The sequence below is a fragment of the Pantoea sp. USHLN256 genome, from assembly GCF_037149875.1.
GTDB classification, from domain to species: Bacteria; Pseudomonadota; Gammaproteobacteria; order Enterobacterales; family Enterobacteriaceae; genus Pantoea; species Pantoea nemavictus.
The window spans coordinates 531,658-549,042 of sequence record NZ_JBBCQO010000001.1 but is presented as its reverse complement, the minus strand read 5'-3'; the positions used below and the strand labels follow the sequence as shown (position 1 = coordinate 549,042).

13 protein-coding genes are annotated in these 17,385 nt (G+C 53.1%); 6 read left to right on the top strand and 7 right to left on the bottom strand.

Annotation, left to right across the window (positions count from 1 at the left end; all coding sequences use genetic code 11):
- Nucleotides 1–107 precede the first annotated feature (107 nt).
- The gene (locus WFL93_RS02630; protein ID WP_336777191.1) at nt 108–1,004 is read right to left on the bottom strand and encodes a lysine exporter LysO family protein; all 897 of its coding nucleotides are present in this window, start codon (nt 1,002–1,004) and stop codon (nt 108–110) included.
- A 137-nt stretch (nt 1,005–1,141) separates the two neighbouring features.
- On the opposite strand from WFL93_RS02630, the gene WFL93_RS02625 reads away from it, so the two are divergent.
- Nucleotides 1,142–2,782, top strand: coding sequence for an ATP-dependent endonuclease (locus tag WFL93_RS02625; RefSeq protein ID WP_336777399.1), 1,641 nt, complete (start codon nt 1,142–1,144; stop codon nt 2,780–2,782).
- Nucleotides 2,783–2,872: 90 nt separating this feature from the next.
- Here WFL93_RS02625 and cspD read toward each other — a convergent pair whose 3' ends face one another.
- Nucleotides 2,873–3,100, bottom strand: coding sequence for a cold shock-like protein CspD (cspD, locus tag WFL93_RS02620; RefSeq protein WP_336777190.1), 228 nt, complete (start codon nt 3,098–3,100; stop codon nt 2,873–2,875).
- Nucleotides 3,101–3,423: 323 nt separating this feature from the next.
- Here cspD and clpS point away from each other — a divergent pair, with 323 nt between their 5' ends.
- Nucleotides 3,424–3,744, top strand: coding sequence for an ATP-dependent Clp protease adapter ClpS (gene clpS, locus WFL93_RS02615; protein ID WP_007887621.1), 321 nt, complete (start codon nt 3,424–3,426; stop codon nt 3,742–3,744).
- Nucleotides 3,745–3,799: 55 nt separating this feature from the next.
- Nucleotides 3,800–6,079 carry an ATP-dependent Clp protease ATP-binding subunit ClpA gene (gene clpA / locus WFL93_RS02610; protein WP_007887619.1) on the top strand — a complete coding sequence of 760 codons (2,280 nt, stop codon included), beginning with the start codon at nt 3,800–3,802 and terminating at the stop codon, nt 6,077–6,079.
- Between the two features lie 89 nt (nt 6,080–6,168).
- On the opposite strand, the gene infA is transcribed toward clpA, so the two are convergent.
- The 5 genes from infA to trxB all read right to left on the bottom strand — a co-directional run bounded on the left by infA (nt 6,169) and on the right by trxB (nt 12,070).
- A complete protein-coding gene (gene infA / locus WFL93_RS02605; RefSeq protein WP_002211347.1) occupies nt 6,169–6,387 on the bottom strand; it encodes a translation initiation factor IF-1 in 219 nt (72 codons plus the stop codon).
- A 346-nt stretch (nt 6,388–6,733) separates the two neighbouring features.
- Nucleotides 6,734–7,426, bottom strand: a complete 693-nt coding sequence (aat, locus tag WFL93_RS02600; protein WP_036620486.1) for a leucyl/phenylalanyl-tRNA--protein transferase — start codon at nt 7,424–7,426, stop codon at nt 6,734–6,736.
- A gap of 33 nt (nt 7,427–7,459) precedes the next feature.
- Nucleotides 7,460–9,190 carry a heme ABC transporter ATP-binding protein/permease CydC gene (gene cydC, locus WFL93_RS02595; RefSeq protein WP_336777398.1) on the bottom strand — a complete coding sequence of 577 codons (1,731 nt, stop codon included), beginning with the start codon at nt 9,188–9,190 and terminating at the stop codon, nt 7,460–7,462.
- On the bottom strand, nt 9,190–10,959 hold the full coding sequence (gene cydD, locus WFL93_RS02590; RefSeq protein WP_336777189.1) for a heme ABC transporter permease/ATP-binding protein CydD: 1,770 nt from the start codon (nt 10,957–10,959) through the stop codon (nt 9,190–9,192). Before cydD ends, cydC begins: the two co-directional genes overlap by 1 nt.
- Before the next feature lie 145 nt (nt 10,960–11,104).
- Nucleotides 11,105–12,070, bottom strand: coding sequence for a thioredoxin-disulfide reductase (trxB, locus tag WFL93_RS02585; RefSeq protein WP_336777188.1), 966 nt, complete (start codon nt 12,068–12,070; stop codon nt 11,105–11,107).
- A gap of 520 nt (nt 12,071–12,590) precedes the next feature.
- On the opposite strand from trxB, the gene lrp reads away from it, so the two are divergent.
- From lrp to lolA, 3 genes are all read left to right on the top strand, one after another.
- Complete coding sequence (lrp, locus tag WFL93_RS02580; protein ID WP_006118610.1) at nt 12,591–13,085, top strand: leucine-responsive transcriptional regulator Lrp; 495 nt, start codon at nt 12,591–12,593, stop codon at nt 13,083–13,085.
- A gap of 119 nt (nt 13,086–13,204) precedes the next feature.
- Nucleotides 13,205–16,594 carry a DNA translocase FtsK 4TM domain-containing protein gene (locus WFL93_RS02575; RefSeq protein WP_336777187.1) on the top strand — a complete coding sequence of 1,130 codons (3,390 nt, stop codon included), beginning with the start codon at nt 13,205–13,207 and terminating at the stop codon, nt 16,592–16,594.
- A gap of 175 nt (nt 16,595–16,769) precedes the next feature.
- Nucleotides 16,770–17,381: an outer membrane lipoprotein chaperone LolA gene (gene lolA / locus WFL93_RS02570; RefSeq protein WP_049851011.1), complete on the top strand. Its 612-nt coding sequence runs from the start codon at nt 16,770–16,772 to the stop codon at nt 17,379–17,381.
- The last annotated feature ends 4 nt before the right edge of the window (nt 17,382–17,385 follow it).

Sequence of the window (17,385 nt, the reverse complement as noted above, 5' to 3'; positions counted from 1 at the left end):
TTAAGAATGACATTTTTGGTTAAAAAATCTTATTTAAGATGCAGGTTTTTTTAGTTTGTCATAGAGGAAGGCTTACATTGCGCGGCTGATCCGCGCATTTGATAAAGTCAGGCCGAGAACAGCGCAATAAGGATTGGCGCCAGCAAGCTCATAATAAAACCGTGCACAATAGCGGCGGGCACGATTTCCATGCCGCCGGTGCGTTGCAGGATGGGCAGGGTGAAATCCATTGAGGTGGCGCCGCTTAAGCCCAACGTCATACTGCGCTGACGGGTAATTAACAGCGGGATCAGCATAATGGTGATCAGTTCGCGCAGCAGATCGTTGAAGAAGGCGGCGCTGCCAATCACCGGGCCGAACGATTCGCTCATCAGAATGCCGGAAAGTGAATACCAGCCGAAACCGCTGGCTAACGCCAGACCGGTTTTGATCGGCAGACCCAGCAGCAGCGCTGCAATCATGCCGCCGACCAGCGCGCTACACAGTGAGACCAGCGCCACCACCATGCCGCGCCGATTAATGGTGATCTGACGCAGTGTCATGCCGCTGCTGCGCAGCTGAATGCCGACCAGCAATAGCATCAGCATTAAGGCGTATTCGCTAATGGTCGATGCATGGCGCAGCGGCGCCCACTGGCTCAGTCCCAGCAGAAAACCCGCCAGCACCGATCCGCACAGCTTGAGCGACTCCAGCGCCATATGCAGACGTGACGGTAGCGCTTGGGGTTTGTGCTGATGTCGCCACGGCCAACGCCGCTCGAGCAGCCACAATGCCAGCAGCGAGCAGGCCAGAATGCTCAGCATGCTCACCAACGCAATGTGGAAAATGGTGAGCAGATTACTGCTTAGGTTATCGAGAAATGCCAGGCTGGTGCCCATAAAGAACAGAATGATATAAACCAGCGCGCTCAGCGTGCGGCCAACAGCGTGCAAAAGGGTGGTGTGTCGCAGCGGCAGCAGATAGCCGAGAATCAGCGGCAACAGGATGATGATCAATCCGTACATGTTGGGTTTCTATCCATGTTTGAAGGGCTGCAACGCTAGCGAAAAACGTTTGAAGTGTAAACCTTTTCTCCCGTGGCTGACTTGACCAACGCAGCGTGGCAGACCATGCTCAGGCAAAGTAGCAGATGGATTGTATGATGATTCTGGAACATATCGATATTCATGGTTTTCGCGGCATTAATCGGCTGTCATTGCCGCTGACTGATACCAATCTGTTGATTGGCGAAAATGCCTGGGGTAAATCGAGCCTGCTGGATGCATTGACGCTGTCGCTGGCGCCCGCAGCGGAACCCTATCAATTCACGGAACACGATTTTCACTTTCCTCCCGGCGATCTCGATGCCCGCATGCGTCAGCTGCAACTGGTATTCCGTTTCCGCAGCCAGAAAGACGATGACAACGCGCTATTCGCGCCTTTTTGGCAGCACGATGAAAAGGGACGCTTTGTCCGTTTCAGCACGCGGGCAAAACGTCACGAGCAAGGGGTAAAAACCACCTGGCGGTTTATCGATCAACGCGGCGATGTGATACCGATGGCGGGCACCGACGCGGCACTGGCACATTTGCGCGCTTACTATCCGGTGTTGCGTTTACGCGATGCCCGTTTTGGTCGTCGCGCCCGGCACGCAGACAACGATACAGAACGGCGCGCCACAACCTTGACGGCATTAGCACAGGAAGTGGAAAAGCTGACGCGTGATTTGGTGGTGCGTCCACAAACCTTGAGTGATGATCTGCTACGGCAGGGTTTGCATACCATGCAGCAACTGCTGGAGCACTATTTTTTGGTGCAACAGTCGGGCAGCAGTGCCGCGCGGCTTGCGCCGGAACTGCGTGATGGCAGCCAGGGCTGGCGCTCGCTGGATAAGCTCAACCATCTGATAGCCGGAACCGAATCACGCAGTCGTCAGGTGATTCTGTTGCGGATGTTCTCGCTGTTAATTCAGGCACACGGCAATGAAGCGTTGCCCGCAGGCGCACATCCGTTGCTGCTGGTAGAGGATCCGGAAACGCGTCTGCATCCCATTATGCTCTCCGTGGCCTGGAATCTACTGGAGCTGATGCCGCTGCAAAAAATCGCCACCACCAATTCGGGCGAACTGCTGTCGCAGGTACCGCTGGAGAATATTTGTCGTCTGGTGCGTGAACCGGCGCGCGTGGCGGCCTGGCGTATTGGCCCGGAAGGGTTGAGTGCCGAAGAGAGTCGCCGCATCGGTTTTCACATCCGCGTTAATCGCCCCTCAGCGTTGTTTGCCCGCTGCTGGCTGCTGGTAGAGGGTGAAACTGAAGTGTGGATTATCAATGAACTGGCGCGACAGCGTGGCTATCACTTTGCGGCGGAGGGGGTAAAAGTGATTGAGTTTGCGCAGTCCGGTCTTAAGCCGCTGCTGAAGTATGCCCAGCGCATGGGGATTGCCTGGCATGTGCTCACTGATGGCGACCAGGCCGGCAGTAAATATGCGGCTACCGCACGCAGCCAACTGCCGTCGCACGGTGTGGAAGCGGACCATCTCACTCAATTCCCTGCGCCAGATATTGAACATTTTCTCTATAAGCAGGGCTTTAGCGATGTTTATCACCATATGGCGCACCTGCCGTTAAACGCGCCGATGAATACGCGGCGTATTATTAGTAAAGCCATACAGCATAGCTCGAAACCTGAGCTGGCGATTGCCATCGCGATGGCTGCGGCTGAACGCGGGCCACAGGCGATTCCGCCGCTGTTAGATCAGCTGTTTGCGCGCGTGATGTGGCTGGCACGTGGTCGGGCGGATTGAGGAAAGAGGAACGTCGCCAAATAAAAATGCCAGCATCTGCGGCTGGCATTTTTTTCGGGAGTGGTCAGAATGAGTGAAGTAGCCTGCGCGTCACGCGACCGCAGCTTGCGTGGCTTCACAGGGCACGATCAGGCTGGCATGATTGCCTTTTGGTCCCTCATGGACATCAAACCGAACCTGCTGGCCAGCTTTCAGCGTTCTGTATCCCTCCATCTGGATCGTGGAGTAGTGTGCGAAGATATCGTCGCCGCCGCTAATCGGACAGATAAACCCGAAGCCTTTGGCGTTGTTGAACCATTTTACTGTACCCGTCTCCATGCTTTTACTTCCCTCGCAAGACATTTTGATAAGTAGGTGAGGTCATTGAAGCTGTGAGTCGAGCTTGTTTAAAACTCAATCAGCTTGTGTTAGTAGAATGTAGAGAAACGGACCTTATCGTCAAGCAAACGGCCTTGGCGGACGGGGATAAATTCATCAAAATTTGAGGCAGTTAACGCTATTGCAAATTTTGTGATACAGGTCGCGCATGTGCTTTTAGGGCCAGTTTTTATCAAGTGAAAACCGGCTTGACAGGCATGTTAAACTTTAAGAATGGGCGCAGAAATGTGCACAACCGTAACGCAGAATTTCGATGGAACATTATGGCAAACACAAACGACTGGCTTAATTTTGAACATCTAGCCGAAGATAAAGTACGCGAAGGGTTAAAGCCGCCTTCAATGTATAAAGTCATTCTGAACAATGACGATTATACACCTATGGAATTTGTTATTGACGTTCTGCAAAAGTTCTTTTCTTATGATATTGAACGTGCAACGCAGCTGATGTTGAAAGTCCACTACCATGGCAAAGCAATCTGTGGTGTATTCACTGCAGAAGTCGCGGAAACCAAGGTAGCCCAGGTGAACAATTATGCACGCGATAATGAACATCCGTTGCTGTGTACGCTAGAAAAAGCCTGAAGCCATCTCCATATAGGAGATAGGTTGTCAGAGCGATAATTGGGGGAGGTGCCAAATGCTCAATCAAGAACTGGAACTCAGTTTAAACATGGCTTTCGCCAGAGCGCGCGAGCACCGTCATGAGTTTATGACCGTCGAGCATCTGTTGCTGGCATTGCTCAGTAACCCGTCGGCCAGAGAGGCGCTGGAAGCCTGCTCGGTAGATATCGTGGCTCTGCGTCAGGAACTCGAAGCCTTCATCGAACAAACCACACCGGTGTTGCCGGCCAGTGAAGAGGAGCGCGATACCCAACCTACGCTCAGCTTCCAGCGCGTGTTGCAACGTGCGGTGTTCCACGTCCAGTCATCCGGTCGCAGCGAAGTTGCAGGTGCGAACGTGCTGGTCGCTATCTTCAGCGAGCAGGAGTCGCAAGCGGCTTACCTGTTACGCAAGCACGAAGTGAGCCGTCTCGATGTGGTGAACTTCATCTCCCATGGTACGCGTAAAGACGAACCCGGCCAGCCGCAGAACAATGCGGAGAATCCGGTTAACGAAGAGCAAGCAGGCGGGGAGGATCGTATGGAAAACTTCACCACCAATCTTAATCAGCTTGCTCGCGTCGGCGGAATTGATCCGCTGATCGGCCGCGATAAAGAGCTGGAACGTGCCGTTCAGGTGTTGTGCCGTCGTCGCAAAAACAACCCGCTGTTGGTGGGGGAATCAGGCGTCGGTAAAACTGCGATTGCTGAAGGACTTGCCTGGCGCATTGTGCAGGGCGACGTACCTGAGGTGATGAAAGAGTGCACCATTTACTCTCTCGACATCGGTTCGCTGCTTGCGGGTACCAAGTACCGCGGTGATTTTGAGAAACGTTTCAAAGCGCTGCTGAAACAGCTGGAACAGGACAGCAACAGCATCCTGTTTATTGATGAAATCCACACCATCATTGGTGCCGGTGCGGCATCGGGCGGCCAGGTGGATGCGGCAAACCTGATTAAGCCGCTGCTCTCCAGCGGGAAAATCCGCGTGATGGGTTCAACCACCTATCAGGAGTTCAGCAACATCTTTGAGAAGGATCGTGCGCTGGCGCGTCGTTTCCAGAAGATCGATATTACCGAACCTTCTGTGGAAGAAACCGTGCAAATCCTCAATGGTCTGAAGCCGAAGTACGAAGCGCACCATGACGTGCGTTATACCGCGAAAGCGGTGCGTGCGGCGGTGGAGCTGGCGGTGAAATACATCAACGATCGCCACCTGCCTGATAAGGCAATTGACGTGATTGATGAAGCCGGCGCGCGCGCGCGTCTGGTCCCCGTCAGCAAGCGTAAGAAAACGGTTAATGTGTCCGATATCGAAACGGTGGTTGCACGTATTGCGCGTATTCCAGAGCAGAGCGTGTCACAAACCGATCGCGATACGCTGAAAAATCTCGGCGATCGTCTGAAGATGCTGGTGTTTGGTCAGGACAATGCGATTGAAGCTCTGACTGAAGCGATCAAAATGAGCCGCGCTGGTTTGGGCCAGGATCGCAAACCGGTCGGTTCCTTCCTGTTTGCCGGCCCAACGGGTGTGGGTAAAACGGAAGTGACGGTTCAGTTAGCTAAAGCGCTGGGCATCGAGTTACTGCGTTTTGATATGTCCGAGTATATGGAGCGTCATACGGTCAGCCGTTTGATTGGTGCGCCTCCGGGTTACGTCGGTTTTGATCAGGGCGGTTTGCTGACAGATGCGGTGATCAAGCATCCACATGCTGTGGTGTTGCTGGATGAGATCGAAAAAGCGCACCCGGATGTCTTCAACCTGCTGCTGCAGGTGATGGACAACGGTATGCTGACCGATAACAACGGCCGTAAAGCCGACTTCCGCAACGTGGTGCTGGTAATGACCACCAATGCCGGCGTACGTGAGACTGAACGTAAGTCGATTGGCCTGATTCATCAGGACAACAGTACTGATGCGATGGAAGAGATCAAAAAGATCTTTACCCCAGAGTTCCGTAACCGTCTGGACAACATTATCTGGTTCCGTCACCTGTCTCAGGAGGTGATTCATCAGGTGGTGGATAAATTTATCGTCGAGTTGCAGGCACAGTTGGATGCTAAGGGCGTGTCGCTGGAAGTGAGTGATGATGCGCGCGATTGGCTGGCTGATAAAGGCTATGACAAAGCGATGGGTGCGCGTCCGATGGCACGTGCGGTACAGGAAAACCTGAAGAAACCGTTGGCGAATGAACTGCTGTTTGGTTCGCTGGTTGATGGTGGATCGGTATCAGTCGCGCTGGATAAAGATAAAAACCAGCTTACTTACCACTTCCTGAGCGCGGAAAAACGTAAAACCGAAGGTACTGTGCACTAAGCGTGTTGCAGATATGAAAAAGGCCGGATGCAAATCCGGCCTTTTTTTCGCGCTAATAAGTGTAACCAACGCGAGGGGTGAACAGTTACTTAGCGACTACGGAAGACAATGCGGCCTTTGCTCAGGTCGTACGGGGTCAACTCGACAGTCACTTTGTCGCCCGTCAGGATGCGGATGTAGTTTTTGCGCATTTTACCGGAGATATGAGCGGTAACCACGTGCCCGTTTTCAAGCTCTACGCGGAACATGGTGTTCGGTAACGTATCCAATACGGTACCTTGCATTTCAATATTGTCTTCTTTGGCCATCGAATCCTCTGGGTGTACTACCAAACTGTTGAACCGGCAAGATAATGCCGAATTCCATGATTTATGTAAAGAACCGTTGATGATTTTGCCAACGCTTCGCCGTGCGTCGCGCCGTTGCGCGTGCAGTACGGATAAATTAGGGTGTTTTTTGACGTCTGCGGGGGATTAGCGGGCTAAGAATCTGTAGCAATCGGCATCAGGTGCACAATCAAAACAGCTTCGGGAAATATGTGAGATTCCCAACCTGGCAATTCCGGCTCGCCACAGCGAAGCGCGGACGACATACCAAACTCGCTTATTGTATCACTTTTGTCGGGAATTGTGTGCAAAACATCTGAGAGCAATGTCAAAAAAGGGTCTGCGTTTGCCAACAACTCTCTGAAACCGGCTGCCAGGCCAGTGTTTGCACATACTGTAAATAGTCGACGCGAGGAATTTCAACCGCCCCGAGCGAGGCGGTATGCGGGTTTAGCACCTGGCAATCAATCAGTCGGCCTTGATGGGCAAGAAAGTGTTGTGAAAAGACCCAGAGTGCGGTTTTTGAGGCGTTTTCCTGCCGGCTAAACATCGATTCGCCGCAAAAGATTTGTCCCAGCGCCAATCCATACATGCCGCCCACCAGTTGCTGACCGCACCACACTTCTATCGAATGCGCATGGCCCAATTCATAAAGGCGCAACCAAGCGCGTTTAACTTCAAAGGTAATCCATGTACCTTCCTGGCGGCCGCTGGCACATCCTTCCAGCACTTGTGGAAAGGCATGATTCATTGTGACACGAAAAGGTGAACGCTTATGGAAGCGCGCCATGCTACGGCTAAGATGGAAGGATTCCGGCAGCATCACCGCGCGAGGATCCGGCGACCACCAAAGAATGGGGTCACCGGGTGAGAACCACGGGAAAATCCCGCGCTGGTAAGCATTCATCAGGCGGGCAGGGGAGAGATCGCCGCCCATCGCCAATAATCCATTGGGCTCGCGCAGCGCCATTTCCGGTGGTGGAAAATTTAATGAATCCCGTGAAAGCTGTATCAGTCTCATTGCGTTAATCACACTCAGGGCTGTTGGCTAAGACTATAGCGTAAAGCGCTGATGGAAACGCCAGTAGCGGCCTGCTTTTGAGATTAATTCGGCGTGCGTGCCGGATTCAATAATTTGCCCGCCATCCATAACACAAATGCGGTCCATGGCTTCTAAGCCGCTTAAGCGATGCGTCACCATAATCAACGTCTTGCCACGGCTCACTTGCTGCAATAGCGAAAGAATCTGCTGTTCGGTGCTGGCGTCAAGGCCTTCGGTGGGTTCGTCCAGCAGCCATAAATCGCCATCGTGCAGCAGCGCGCGCGCTATCGCCAGACGACGCAGTTCGCCGCCAGACAGGGGGCGACCGCCGTCGCCCATCCACGCATTGAGGCCCTCATCATTTTCGGTAAGATCTGCCAGGCCCACCTGGTCTAACGCGGCGATCAACTGCTCGTCGCTGGCGCTGGGTTGGGCGAGCAACAGGTTGTCACGCAGCGTTTGGCTAAACAAATGTACACGCTGCGTCACGACGCTAATGCGGCTGCGCAGCGAAGCTTCATCCCAACTGGCGAGGTCGATTTCATTCAGGGCAATCGAACCTTGCTGCGCTTCCCAGCCACGGGTAATCAGCGTTAACAGACTGGATTTACCGCAGCCGGTTGGGCCGAGCAGCGCCAGATGTTCGCCTGCGCGCAATGATAACGAAAAATGCTGCAGTACGGGTTCCGGACGTTGTGGGTAGCTAAAACTGATGTTTTCCAGTTTTAGACTAAGACCGGCAACGTTCTCGATTTTCATGCTGGGAAAATGAATTGCGGCGGGTTGGTCGATGATCTCTTGCACGCGCTGAGCCGCGCTAGTGACTTGGGCAAGAGGTAAAAACGCGCCAGCCACGGGGGCCAGCGATTCGAATGCAGCCAGTCCGCAGAACACAAACAACGCGATGAAAGCGCCTGGGGCGCTGTTTTCACCCACACCCTGAGCAGAAATCCATAACAGGAGCGTCACGGTCACTCCGCTGATCAGCAGCAGCAGGCTTTGTGCCAGCGCCTGTAACCGGTGTTGTTTGCGTTGTGCCTGCTGCCAGTTGAACTCTTCCGTATCCAACTGACTGCGCCACGAAAGCGCTGCACCATAAATTTTCAGCTCAGATAAACCGGTGAGCCAAAGTGTTAATTGCAGACGCCAATGGGCTTGATGCTGTGCGATCTGCTGTCCGGCTGAAGCACCCAGTCGCCAGAACAGCGGCGGCATCAGCATCAGCGTAAGCAGCATGATGCCGCCGAGCAGCAGCGCTAGCGGCACATCCAGCAAGGCTAAACCGCAGGTAACCACTACAATCACTACCGCAGCGCCGATCAAAGGTGAAATGACACGCAGGTAAAGATGGTCGAGCGTATCGACATCACTGACGAAGCGGTTGAGTAATTCGCCCTGACGAAAACGGGCCAGCTGCTCAGGAGCCAACGCGATAAGTTTGCTGAACGTGAAAACACGCAAATGTTGCAGCACGCGGAAAGTGGCATCGTGACTGACTAAACGCTCAAAATAGCGCGCGGCGGTGCGGGTTATCGCTGCGCCTCGTACACCTGCAGCGGGCAACATGTAGTTAAAGGTAAAGAGCCCTGCGACACCCGCCAGCGAAGAGGCCGCGAGAAACCAGCCGGATAACGTTAGCAGGCCAATACTGGCAAGCAAGGTGACAATCGCCAGCACAATGCCAAGGCCAAGGCGCCACGGATGACGACGAAACAGCTGCAGGAAAGGCAATAAATCTTTCATCATGCGATCTCCTTCTGACGATGCTGTGCCATATCACGCAGCGGTCCATCTTGCAGAATCAGTTGCTGCCAATGGCCTTGCTGCACCAACTGCCCAGCTTGCATAACCCACACCTCATCCCAGTTCGCGAGATCGTGGAGTTGATGGGTGATCATCAGCGTGGTTTGTTGGTTAGCCGCTTGCTGCAAGGCGCTAATGACGTGTTGCTCGCTTTGGCTATCAAGGCCGGATCCCGGTTCATCCAGCAACAGTAATTGTGCCGGTTTAAGCAGTGCGCGTGCGACGGCAACACGCTGCGCCTGTCCGACAGAAAGGCCAATGCCGCCATCGCCTAAAACGGTATCTAATCCTTGCGGCAAGCGGTCTAAGAATTCATCAACGCCCGCACGTTGCAACACTATCGCGAGCGTAGCGTCATCAACATGGTTGTTCATCAATAAGTTTTCACGCAGCGTCGTTGCAGGCAGATGCGGATTTTGTCCAACCCAGGCGAGATGTTGTTGCCAGCTATCGCGATGGATATCCCGTAATTCAGTCGCGTTTATCAGTAACGAACCTTGATAAGGCAGGAAGCCGAGCAGCACATTCATCAGCGCAGTTTTTCCTGCGCCACTTTGCCCAACCAATGCCACACGTTTACCCGCTTCGAGGGAGAAATTCAGCGGCTGCGATAGCGCCTCACCGCTGGCGGTTGTTACCACCAGATCTTTCGCCTGAATGGTCAGTGTTGCGGTTACGGTAAGCGCAGCCGAAGATTGGTCGGCTGCCAGATCGGGGCTTTCACGAAGAAATTGATCCAGTGCATCAGCTCCGCCAATCGCCTGCGCTTTGGCATGATAGAAAGTGCCTAAGTCGCGTAATGGCTGGAAAAATTCCGGCGCCAGAATTAATGCCAGGAATCCGGCAAAGAGCGTTACGCCGGTGCCGTAATGTCCAAAGTTCAGTTCGCCCAGATAAGAGAAACCAAAATAGACCGCGACAACGGCGATCGCCAGTGAAGCAAAAAACTCCAGTACGGCAGATGAGAGAAACGCCAGGCGTAAAACTTCCATGGTGCGCTGACGAAAATCAGTGGTGCTAGCAGCGATCGCTTGTTGCTCTGCAGCGGCGCGGTGGAACAGGCGCAACGTCTCGCGGCCACGCAGACGATCATAGAAATCGCCGCTAAGCCGGGCAAGAGCAAGAAAATTGCGCCGGTTAGCATCCGCAGCACCCATACCAACCATCGCCATGAATAATGGAATCAGCGGCGCGGTCACCAACAAAATCAATCCCGCCGCCCAGTTAACCGGGAAAATCACCAGCAAAATAGCCAGGGGAATAAATGCCGCCAACGTCATCTGGGGCAGATAGCGCGCGTAGTATTCCTGCATCTCTTCGATTTGCTCGAGCAGTAGCGTCGCCCAACTACCAGCGGGCTTTCCCTGAATCCAGGCCGGGCCTAATTCATTGAGCCGGTCCAATACCTGTTGACGCAACGCCCGCCGAATAGCCACGCCAGCGCGATGGCCTGCCATTTCACGGGCATAATGCAGCCCGGCGCGCAGCACGAAGCACAGCAGTAGTAAGAGGAAATCGTTAAGAAGCGCCGAGCGCGGTTGTTGAGCCACAATCAAATTTTGCAGCAGCGAAGCCAGCAACCATGCCTGGGCTATGATCACCAAAGCACCAGCAAAACCCAGCAGTGAAGCTGCACGCAAGCTGCTTGCGCCATGATGACGTTGCTGACGGAGCCAGCGAAGAAGTTCTTGTTGCCGTGATTTGTTCATGCGATGCCGTTTGGTAACTCAAAAGAGATGTCAATCCCGGATGAAAACCCAGCAGTGTCGGGCGCCTGAACTGTAGCACGCAGGTAACAAAAAAGGCGACCAAAACTGGCCGCCTTGAGGCGATTATGATCAGGTTATTAACAACTTACTTATCGTTTTTAACCAGTCCATCGAGGAAACGTTCGGCATCCAGCGCAGCCATACAACCGGTGCCGGCAGAGGTGATTGCCTGGCGATAGATATGGTCCATGACGTCACCGGCAGCGAATACGCCCGGGATGCTGGTTTGCGTGGCATTGCCGTGCAAGCCAGACTGCACTTTGATGTAGCCGTTTTCTAATTCAAGCTGACCATCAAAGATAGCTGTATTCGGGCTGTGACCGATCGCAACAAACAGGCCTGCAACGTCCAGTGATTCTGGCGCTTCGCCATTGGTAGACAGCAGTTTCAGGCCAGTTACACCCATTTGATCGCCAACCACTTCGTCCAGTGTGCGATGGGTATGGAGCACGATGTTGCCATTGCGCACTTTTTCCATCAGACGGTCGATGAGGATTTTTTCGGCACGGAAGCTGTCACGGCGGTGAATCAGATGCACTTCAGCAGCAATGTTTGCCAGATAAAGGGCTTCTTCAACCGCGGTGTTACCGCCGCCAATCACCGCAACTTTCTGATTGCGATAGAAGAAACCATCGCAGGTCGCGCAGGCGGACACGCCTTTGCCCTTGAAGGCCTCTTCCGATGGCAAGCCAAGATAACGCGCGGAGGCGCCAGTTGCGATGATCAACGCATCGGCAGTGTATTCGCCGCTATCACCAACCAAACGGAACGGGCGGTTCTGCAAATCAACCGTATGAATGTGGTCAAAAATGATCTCGGTATTGAACTTCTCGGCGTGCTCTTGCATGCGCTCCATCAGCGCTGGACCGGTCAGATCGTTTGGATCGCCTGGCCAGTTTTCCACTTCAGTCGTGGTGGTGAGCTGACCGCCTTTTTCCAGCCCGGTAATTAAGACCGGATTCAGGTTAGCGCGCGCTGCATACACCGCAGCAGTATAACCGGCTGGACCGGAGCCCAGAATGAGCAGCTTACTGTGTTTGGCCGTACTCATGCGTTCCTCAATTTTTTCTGACAACATAGTTTTTGATTGTAGGGAAATTAACGCCGCAAAAAAAGGCTTCAGCAATTTTGTTAACAATCGCTGTAAGCGGCGTAGACGATGAGTACAGATTCTGCACGTGCGCTGCGCCAAAAGGGGGCAATGCTCGGCAAATAGTGGTGCAGCAGCATAAAAATTCTCATTTAAAAACAGCAACCCAGATCTCTATCTGGCATCTTGTACTGAATTTGGATGTTTTACTTTGACAATCGCCTGCGCTTTTGCGAAAACATTGGGAGAAGCAGAGAATATTTAGCGATTCAAAACAGAATTTCATTTCCGTTTTGGGCTTTTTAGCCGAATAAACTCAGCCTGACATTGGTAATGACGCATGATGTGGACAGACAACATGCGTCATACGGATGGTCGCATTGCTGCACAGGCTTATCGTCTTCACTTCAGTAAGGCCCTGAACAATGAGCGTTTTCAGGGTGTGGCAGGTAAAGGGAAGGAATTAAGAGAGACAATAATAATGGTAGACAATAAGAAACGCCCCGGAAAAGATTTAGATCGTATCGACAGAAATATTCTGAATGAACTGCAGAAAGACGGTCGAATTTCCAATGTCGAGCTTTCCAAACGTGTTGGATTATCGCCAACACCTTGTCTTGAGCGCGTACGTCGCCTTGAGCGTCAAGGTTTCATTCTGGGTTACACCGCGCAACTCAACCCGCATTATCTGGATGCTTCGCTGCTGGTATTCGTTGAGATTACTCTGAATCGTGGTGCGCCAGATGTGTTTGAGCAATTTAACGCCGCTGTGCAAAAACTTGAGGAAACTCAAGAATGTCACCTCGTTTCCGGTGACTTTGACTACCTGTTGAAAACCCGCGTACCGGATATGTCCGCCTATCGTAAGCTGCTGGGTGAAACCTTGCTGCGCCTGCCGGGCGTAAACGACACCCGTACTTACGTTGTGATGGAAGAGGTCAAACAGAGCAATCGTCTAGTGATCAAAACCCGGTAGTGCAGGACAGGTGCAAAGCTTACAGGATTTCGGTACACTCCTGTGAATTCATACAGGACCAGCGTCGGGCATGCCCGACGTTGTTGCCTTCTTAATTTACAGGCACCTGGAGAGTTCTCTTGAGCCAGGAATATACAGAAGATAAAGAAGTTTCGTTACAACCGCTGAGCAGTGGACGCCGTCTATTGGAAGCGTTGCTGATTCTCGTGGCCTTGTTCGCCGTCTATTTGATGGTGTCGCTGGTTAGTTTTAACCCTTCAGACCCAAGCTGGTCGCAAACCGCCTGGCACGAGCCTATCCATAATCTGGGTGGTAGCGTAGGTGCATGGCTGGCAGATACGCTATTGTTCATTTTTGGCGTGATGGCCTACGCCATTCCTCCCGTGATCATTGGTCTGTGTTGGATCACCTTCCGCCAGCGCGATCGTCAGGACTACATTGACTACTTTGCCGTGGGCTTGCGCCTGATTGGCGTATTAGCATTAGTCGTGACCACCTGCGGCCTTGCGGCGCTTAATGTTGATGACATCTGGTATTTTGCTTCCGGCGGCGTCATTGGCAGCCTGGTAAGCAATGCGATGGCGCCATGGTTTAGTTCTGCTGGCGGTACGCTGACGCTGCTGTGCGTTTGGGCGGCAGGAATCACGTTGTATACCGGTTGGTCCTGGTTAACCATTGCCGAGAAAATTGGTGGCGTGGTGATGGGCGTTCTAACTTTCGCCAGTAATCGTTCACGTCATGATGAGCCGTGGCAGGGAGATGAAGAATATGACGATGAGGAGCACACTGATGATGTTCCGCCTCCGATTCATGCTGCGCAGTCTGTAAATGAAGACGATGACGTACTGTTGGCGAAACCACGCAAGGTAAGTGAATCGGTTACTGAAGAGTTGGGTGATGACCCGCTGTTGGCAAAAGCCAGTGCAGCAACCGCCGCTGCGATTGCTGTTACTACTCAAGCTGCACAACAAGCACCAGCTGTAGCGGCACCCGTCGCCAACGCACCCGCAGAACCTGTCGCAATGCCTCGTTCTGTGGAACCAGCACCGGTATCGATTCCCGCTCCTCAGCCTGTCGCTGCGGCGCCAGAATCGATCCCACAATCCGCGACTCCGCTTTATCGCTTTGAAGTGCCGAATCAACCCGCGCCTTCACCGTTTTCGCCTGTCGATGATGATGAAGGTCCGAGTATGGGGAATTGGCAAGATGCCGATCCCTCTTCGGCATCATTCAATAGCGTAGCCGCTGCATATCTGGCAACCGGGGCAGTAAAAGCCGCTGCTTCACCTGCTGCCTACTCGCCTGCTTTCGATATTGTGCCTGAACGTGATTACAACCCGCAGGTAAAACAGGGCATTGGCCCAGAGTTACCGCGGCCAAATAAAGTCAAATTACCAACGCGACGCGAGTTGGCCTCATACGGCATTAAGCTGCCTTCGCAGCGTATGGCCGAAGAGCAAGCTAAAGATGCGGAGCAACAGCAGCCGGAAATGACGGCATCCTTTAGTGCTCCTTCGCATGAGGATGAAGTAGAGCTGCAGGAAGCGCAGTTGCGTGATGCTTTCGCGTCACAGCAGCAGAATCGCTACGGTGAAAGCTGGCAAGATGTTCGCGAGCCTGAAGATGAGGACGCACTGCAGCAGGCGCAACTTGCGCGTCAGTTCGCCGATCAGCAACAACAACGCTATAACGAACCTGAAGTTAAGGAGGCGCCGGTATTCAACCTGGATACGACCTCTGCTTTTGACTTCTCACCAATGAAAGATTTGGTCGATGATAGCCCAAGCGAACCGCTGTTTACGCTTTCAGCAACGCCAGAGCCCGAAGAGCCTGAACAGTGGCAGGAGCCGGCTGTTCCACAGCCTTCGCCGCTGCCGTCGTTGAGTGCAGAGTCCAGTCCGTGGTCGTCACCGGATCAGGAGGCCTATTCGGCGCCGCCGGCACCAGTGAAGCCCGCTGCGCCTGTCCAGGACAGCCTGTTCCACCCGTTCCTGGTTCGTCATGAACAGCCGCTGGAAAAACCTTCTACGCCACTGCCAACGCTGGATCTCCTGACGTCGCCACCGGCAGAAGAAGAACCCGTCGATATGTTTGCTCTTGAGCAAACAGCGCGACTGGTTGAAGCGCGACTGGCGGATTACCGTGTGAAGGCGGAAGTTGTTGGTATTTCACCTGGCCCGGTTATTACCCGTTTTGAACTTGATCTGGCTCCAGGCGTGAAAGCTTCACGTATCTCTAACTTGTCACGTGACCTGGCGCGTTCCTTGTCAGCTGTTGCGGTGCGTGTGGTGGAAGTCATTCCCGGCAAGCCATATGTAGGCCTTGAGCTGCCAAATAAACGCCGTCAAACCGTTTATTTACGCGAAGTGCTGGATTGTCCTAAATTCCGCGAGAATCCTTCTCCGCTTGCCGTAGTGTTGGGCAAAGACATTGCAGGACAGCCGGTTGTCGCTGATTTAGCGAAGATGCCTCACTTGCTGGTTGCCGGTACCACCGGTTCCGGTAAGTCGGTCGGCGTTAACACCATGATCATCAGCATGCTGTATAAAGCCACACCGGAAGAAGTGCGCTTTATTATGATTGACCCGAAAATGCTCGAGCTATCAGTGTACGAAGGCATTCCGCACCTGCTGACCGAAGTGGTTACCGACATGAAAGATGCGGCGAATGCGCTGCGCTGGAGTGTGGGTGAAATGGAGCGTCGTTATAAGCTGATGTCGGCACTGGGCGTACGTAACCTTGCGGGCTACAACGAAAAGATTGAGCAAGCTGCAGCGATGGGCCGACCAATCCCCGATCCATTCTGGAAGCCGGGCGATAGCATGGACACCACGCCGCCAGTGCTGGAAAAATTGCCGTACATTGTGGTGCTGGTCGACGAATTTGCCGACCTTATGATGGCGGTGGGTAAGAAAGTCGAAGAGTTGATTGCACGTCTGGCGCAGAAAGCGCGAGCTGCGGGCATTCACTTAGTGCTGGCAACGCAACGCCCGTCGGTAGATGTCATTACGGGCCTGATTAAAGCTAACATCCCGACGCGTATCGCTTTCACCGTTTCCAGTAAGATCGATTCGCGTACTATTCTCGATCAGGGTGGCGCAGAATCGTTGCTTGGAATGGGTGACATGCTTTACATGCCGCCTAACTCCTCTATGCCAGTGCGTGTGCACGGTGCGTTTGTGCGCGATCAGGAAGTGCATGCGGTGGTCCAGGACTGGAAAGCGCGTGGTCGCCCACAATACATCGAAAGCATTACCGCGGGTGAAGAGAGCGACAGTGCTGCTGGCGGTATGATGGGTGATGAAGAGCTGGATCCGCTGTTCGATCAGGCGGTCTCTTTCGTGGTGGAAAAACGCCGCGCTTCCATCTCTGGGGTTCAGCGCCAATTCCGTATTGGCTATAACCGTGCTGCACGCATCATCGAACAGATGGAAGCGCAGGGTATCGTTTCTGAACCCGGACACAATGGTAACCGCGAAGTACTATCGCCGCCGCCACACGAGATGTAGCTTATTACGTGCAATTGTTCTCTTATGGGCCAGTTAATACTGGCCCATTGTTTATCTGTTGGTCGATCCCCATATTTTCGGGAGCTTTCGGCTTTTTCTCCTGTCGAAGAGACAGGGCGGCAACTACGTTTAATGTGGTAAGTGTCGGGAAACAATGAATAAGGAATTGAATCAGATGAAATTACACGTTATTGCCTGCGGCTTAATGGCCAGTTTAGTTTCCGCATCAGTTTTGGCGGATGCTTCCAGCGATCTGCAACAGCGTCTCAATAAAGTGAACAGCTTCCATGCCAGCTTCAGTCAGAAAGTGACTGACGGCGGCGGTGCCAATGTACAGGACGGCGAAGGAGAGCTTTGGGTAAAGCGTCCAAGCTTGTTTAATTGGCACATGACAGCACCGGATGAAAGCGTGATTATTTCTGATGGTAAGAATCTGTGGTTCTACAATCCATTTGTTGAACAAGCAAGTGTTAGCCTGCTGCAAAATGCCGCCAGCAACACGCCGTTTATGTTGATTGCTCGCAACCAGCCAAGTGATTGGAAGCAATACAACATCAAGCAGCAGGGTGATAACTTTGAGCTGACCCCGAAAAGCAGTGATGGCAATCTCAAGCAATTCACCATTAATGTGACGTCAGCAGGCACCATCAATAAGTTCAGCGCGATTGAGCAAGATGGACAGCACAGCGATTATCAGTTGAAAAGCCAGAACAACGGCGCCATTAGCCCAGATAAATTCACCTTTACGCCGCCAAAAGGAGTAACGGTGGACGATCAACGTCAGTGAGGCC

Bases quoted from the DNA above. Each gene is read 5' to 3' on its own strand.
- WFL93_RS02630 (WP_336777191.1), bottom strand. From the start codon at position 1,004: ATGTACGGATTGATCATCATCCTGTTGCCGCTGATTCTCGGCTATCTG.
- WFL93_RS02625 (WP_336777399.1), top strand. From the start codon at position 1,142: ATGATTCTGGAACATATCGATATTCATGGTTTTCGCGGCATTAATCGG.
- cspD (WP_336777190.1), bottom strand. From the start codon at position 3,100: ATGGAGACGGGTACAGTAAAATGGTTCAACAACGCCAAAGGCTTCGGG.
- clpS (WP_007887621.1), top strand. From the start codon at position 3,424: ATGGCAAACACAAACGACTGGCTTAATTTTGAACATCTAGCCGAAGAT.
- clpA (WP_007887619.1), top strand. From the start codon at position 3,800: ATGCTCAATCAAGAACTGGAACTCAGTTTAAACATGGCTTTCGCCAGA.
- infA (WP_002211347.1), bottom strand. From the start codon at position 6,387: ATGGCCAAAGAAGACAATATTGAAATGCAAGGTACCGTATTGGATACG.
- aat (WP_036620486.1), bottom strand. From the start codon at position 7,426: ATGAGACTGATACAGCTTTCACGGGATTCATTAAATTTTCCACCACCG.
- cydC (WP_336777398.1), bottom strand. From the start codon at position 9,190: ATGAAAGATTTATTGCCTTTCCTGCAGCTGTTTCGTCGTCATCCGTGG.
- cydD (WP_336777189.1), bottom strand. From the start codon at position 10,959: ATGAACAAATCACGGCAACAAGAACTTCTTCGCTGGCTCCGTCAGCAA.
- trxB (WP_336777188.1), bottom strand. From the start codon at position 12,070: ATGAGTACGGCCAAACACAGTAAGCTGCTCATTCTGGGCTCCGGTCCA.
- lrp (WP_006118610.1), top strand. From the start codon at position 12,591: ATGGTAGACAATAAGAAACGCCCCGGAAAAGATTTAGATCGTATCGAC.
- lolA (WP_049851011.1), top strand. From the start codon at position 16,770: ATGAAATTACACGTTATTGCCTGCGGCTTAATGGCCAGTTTAGTTTCC.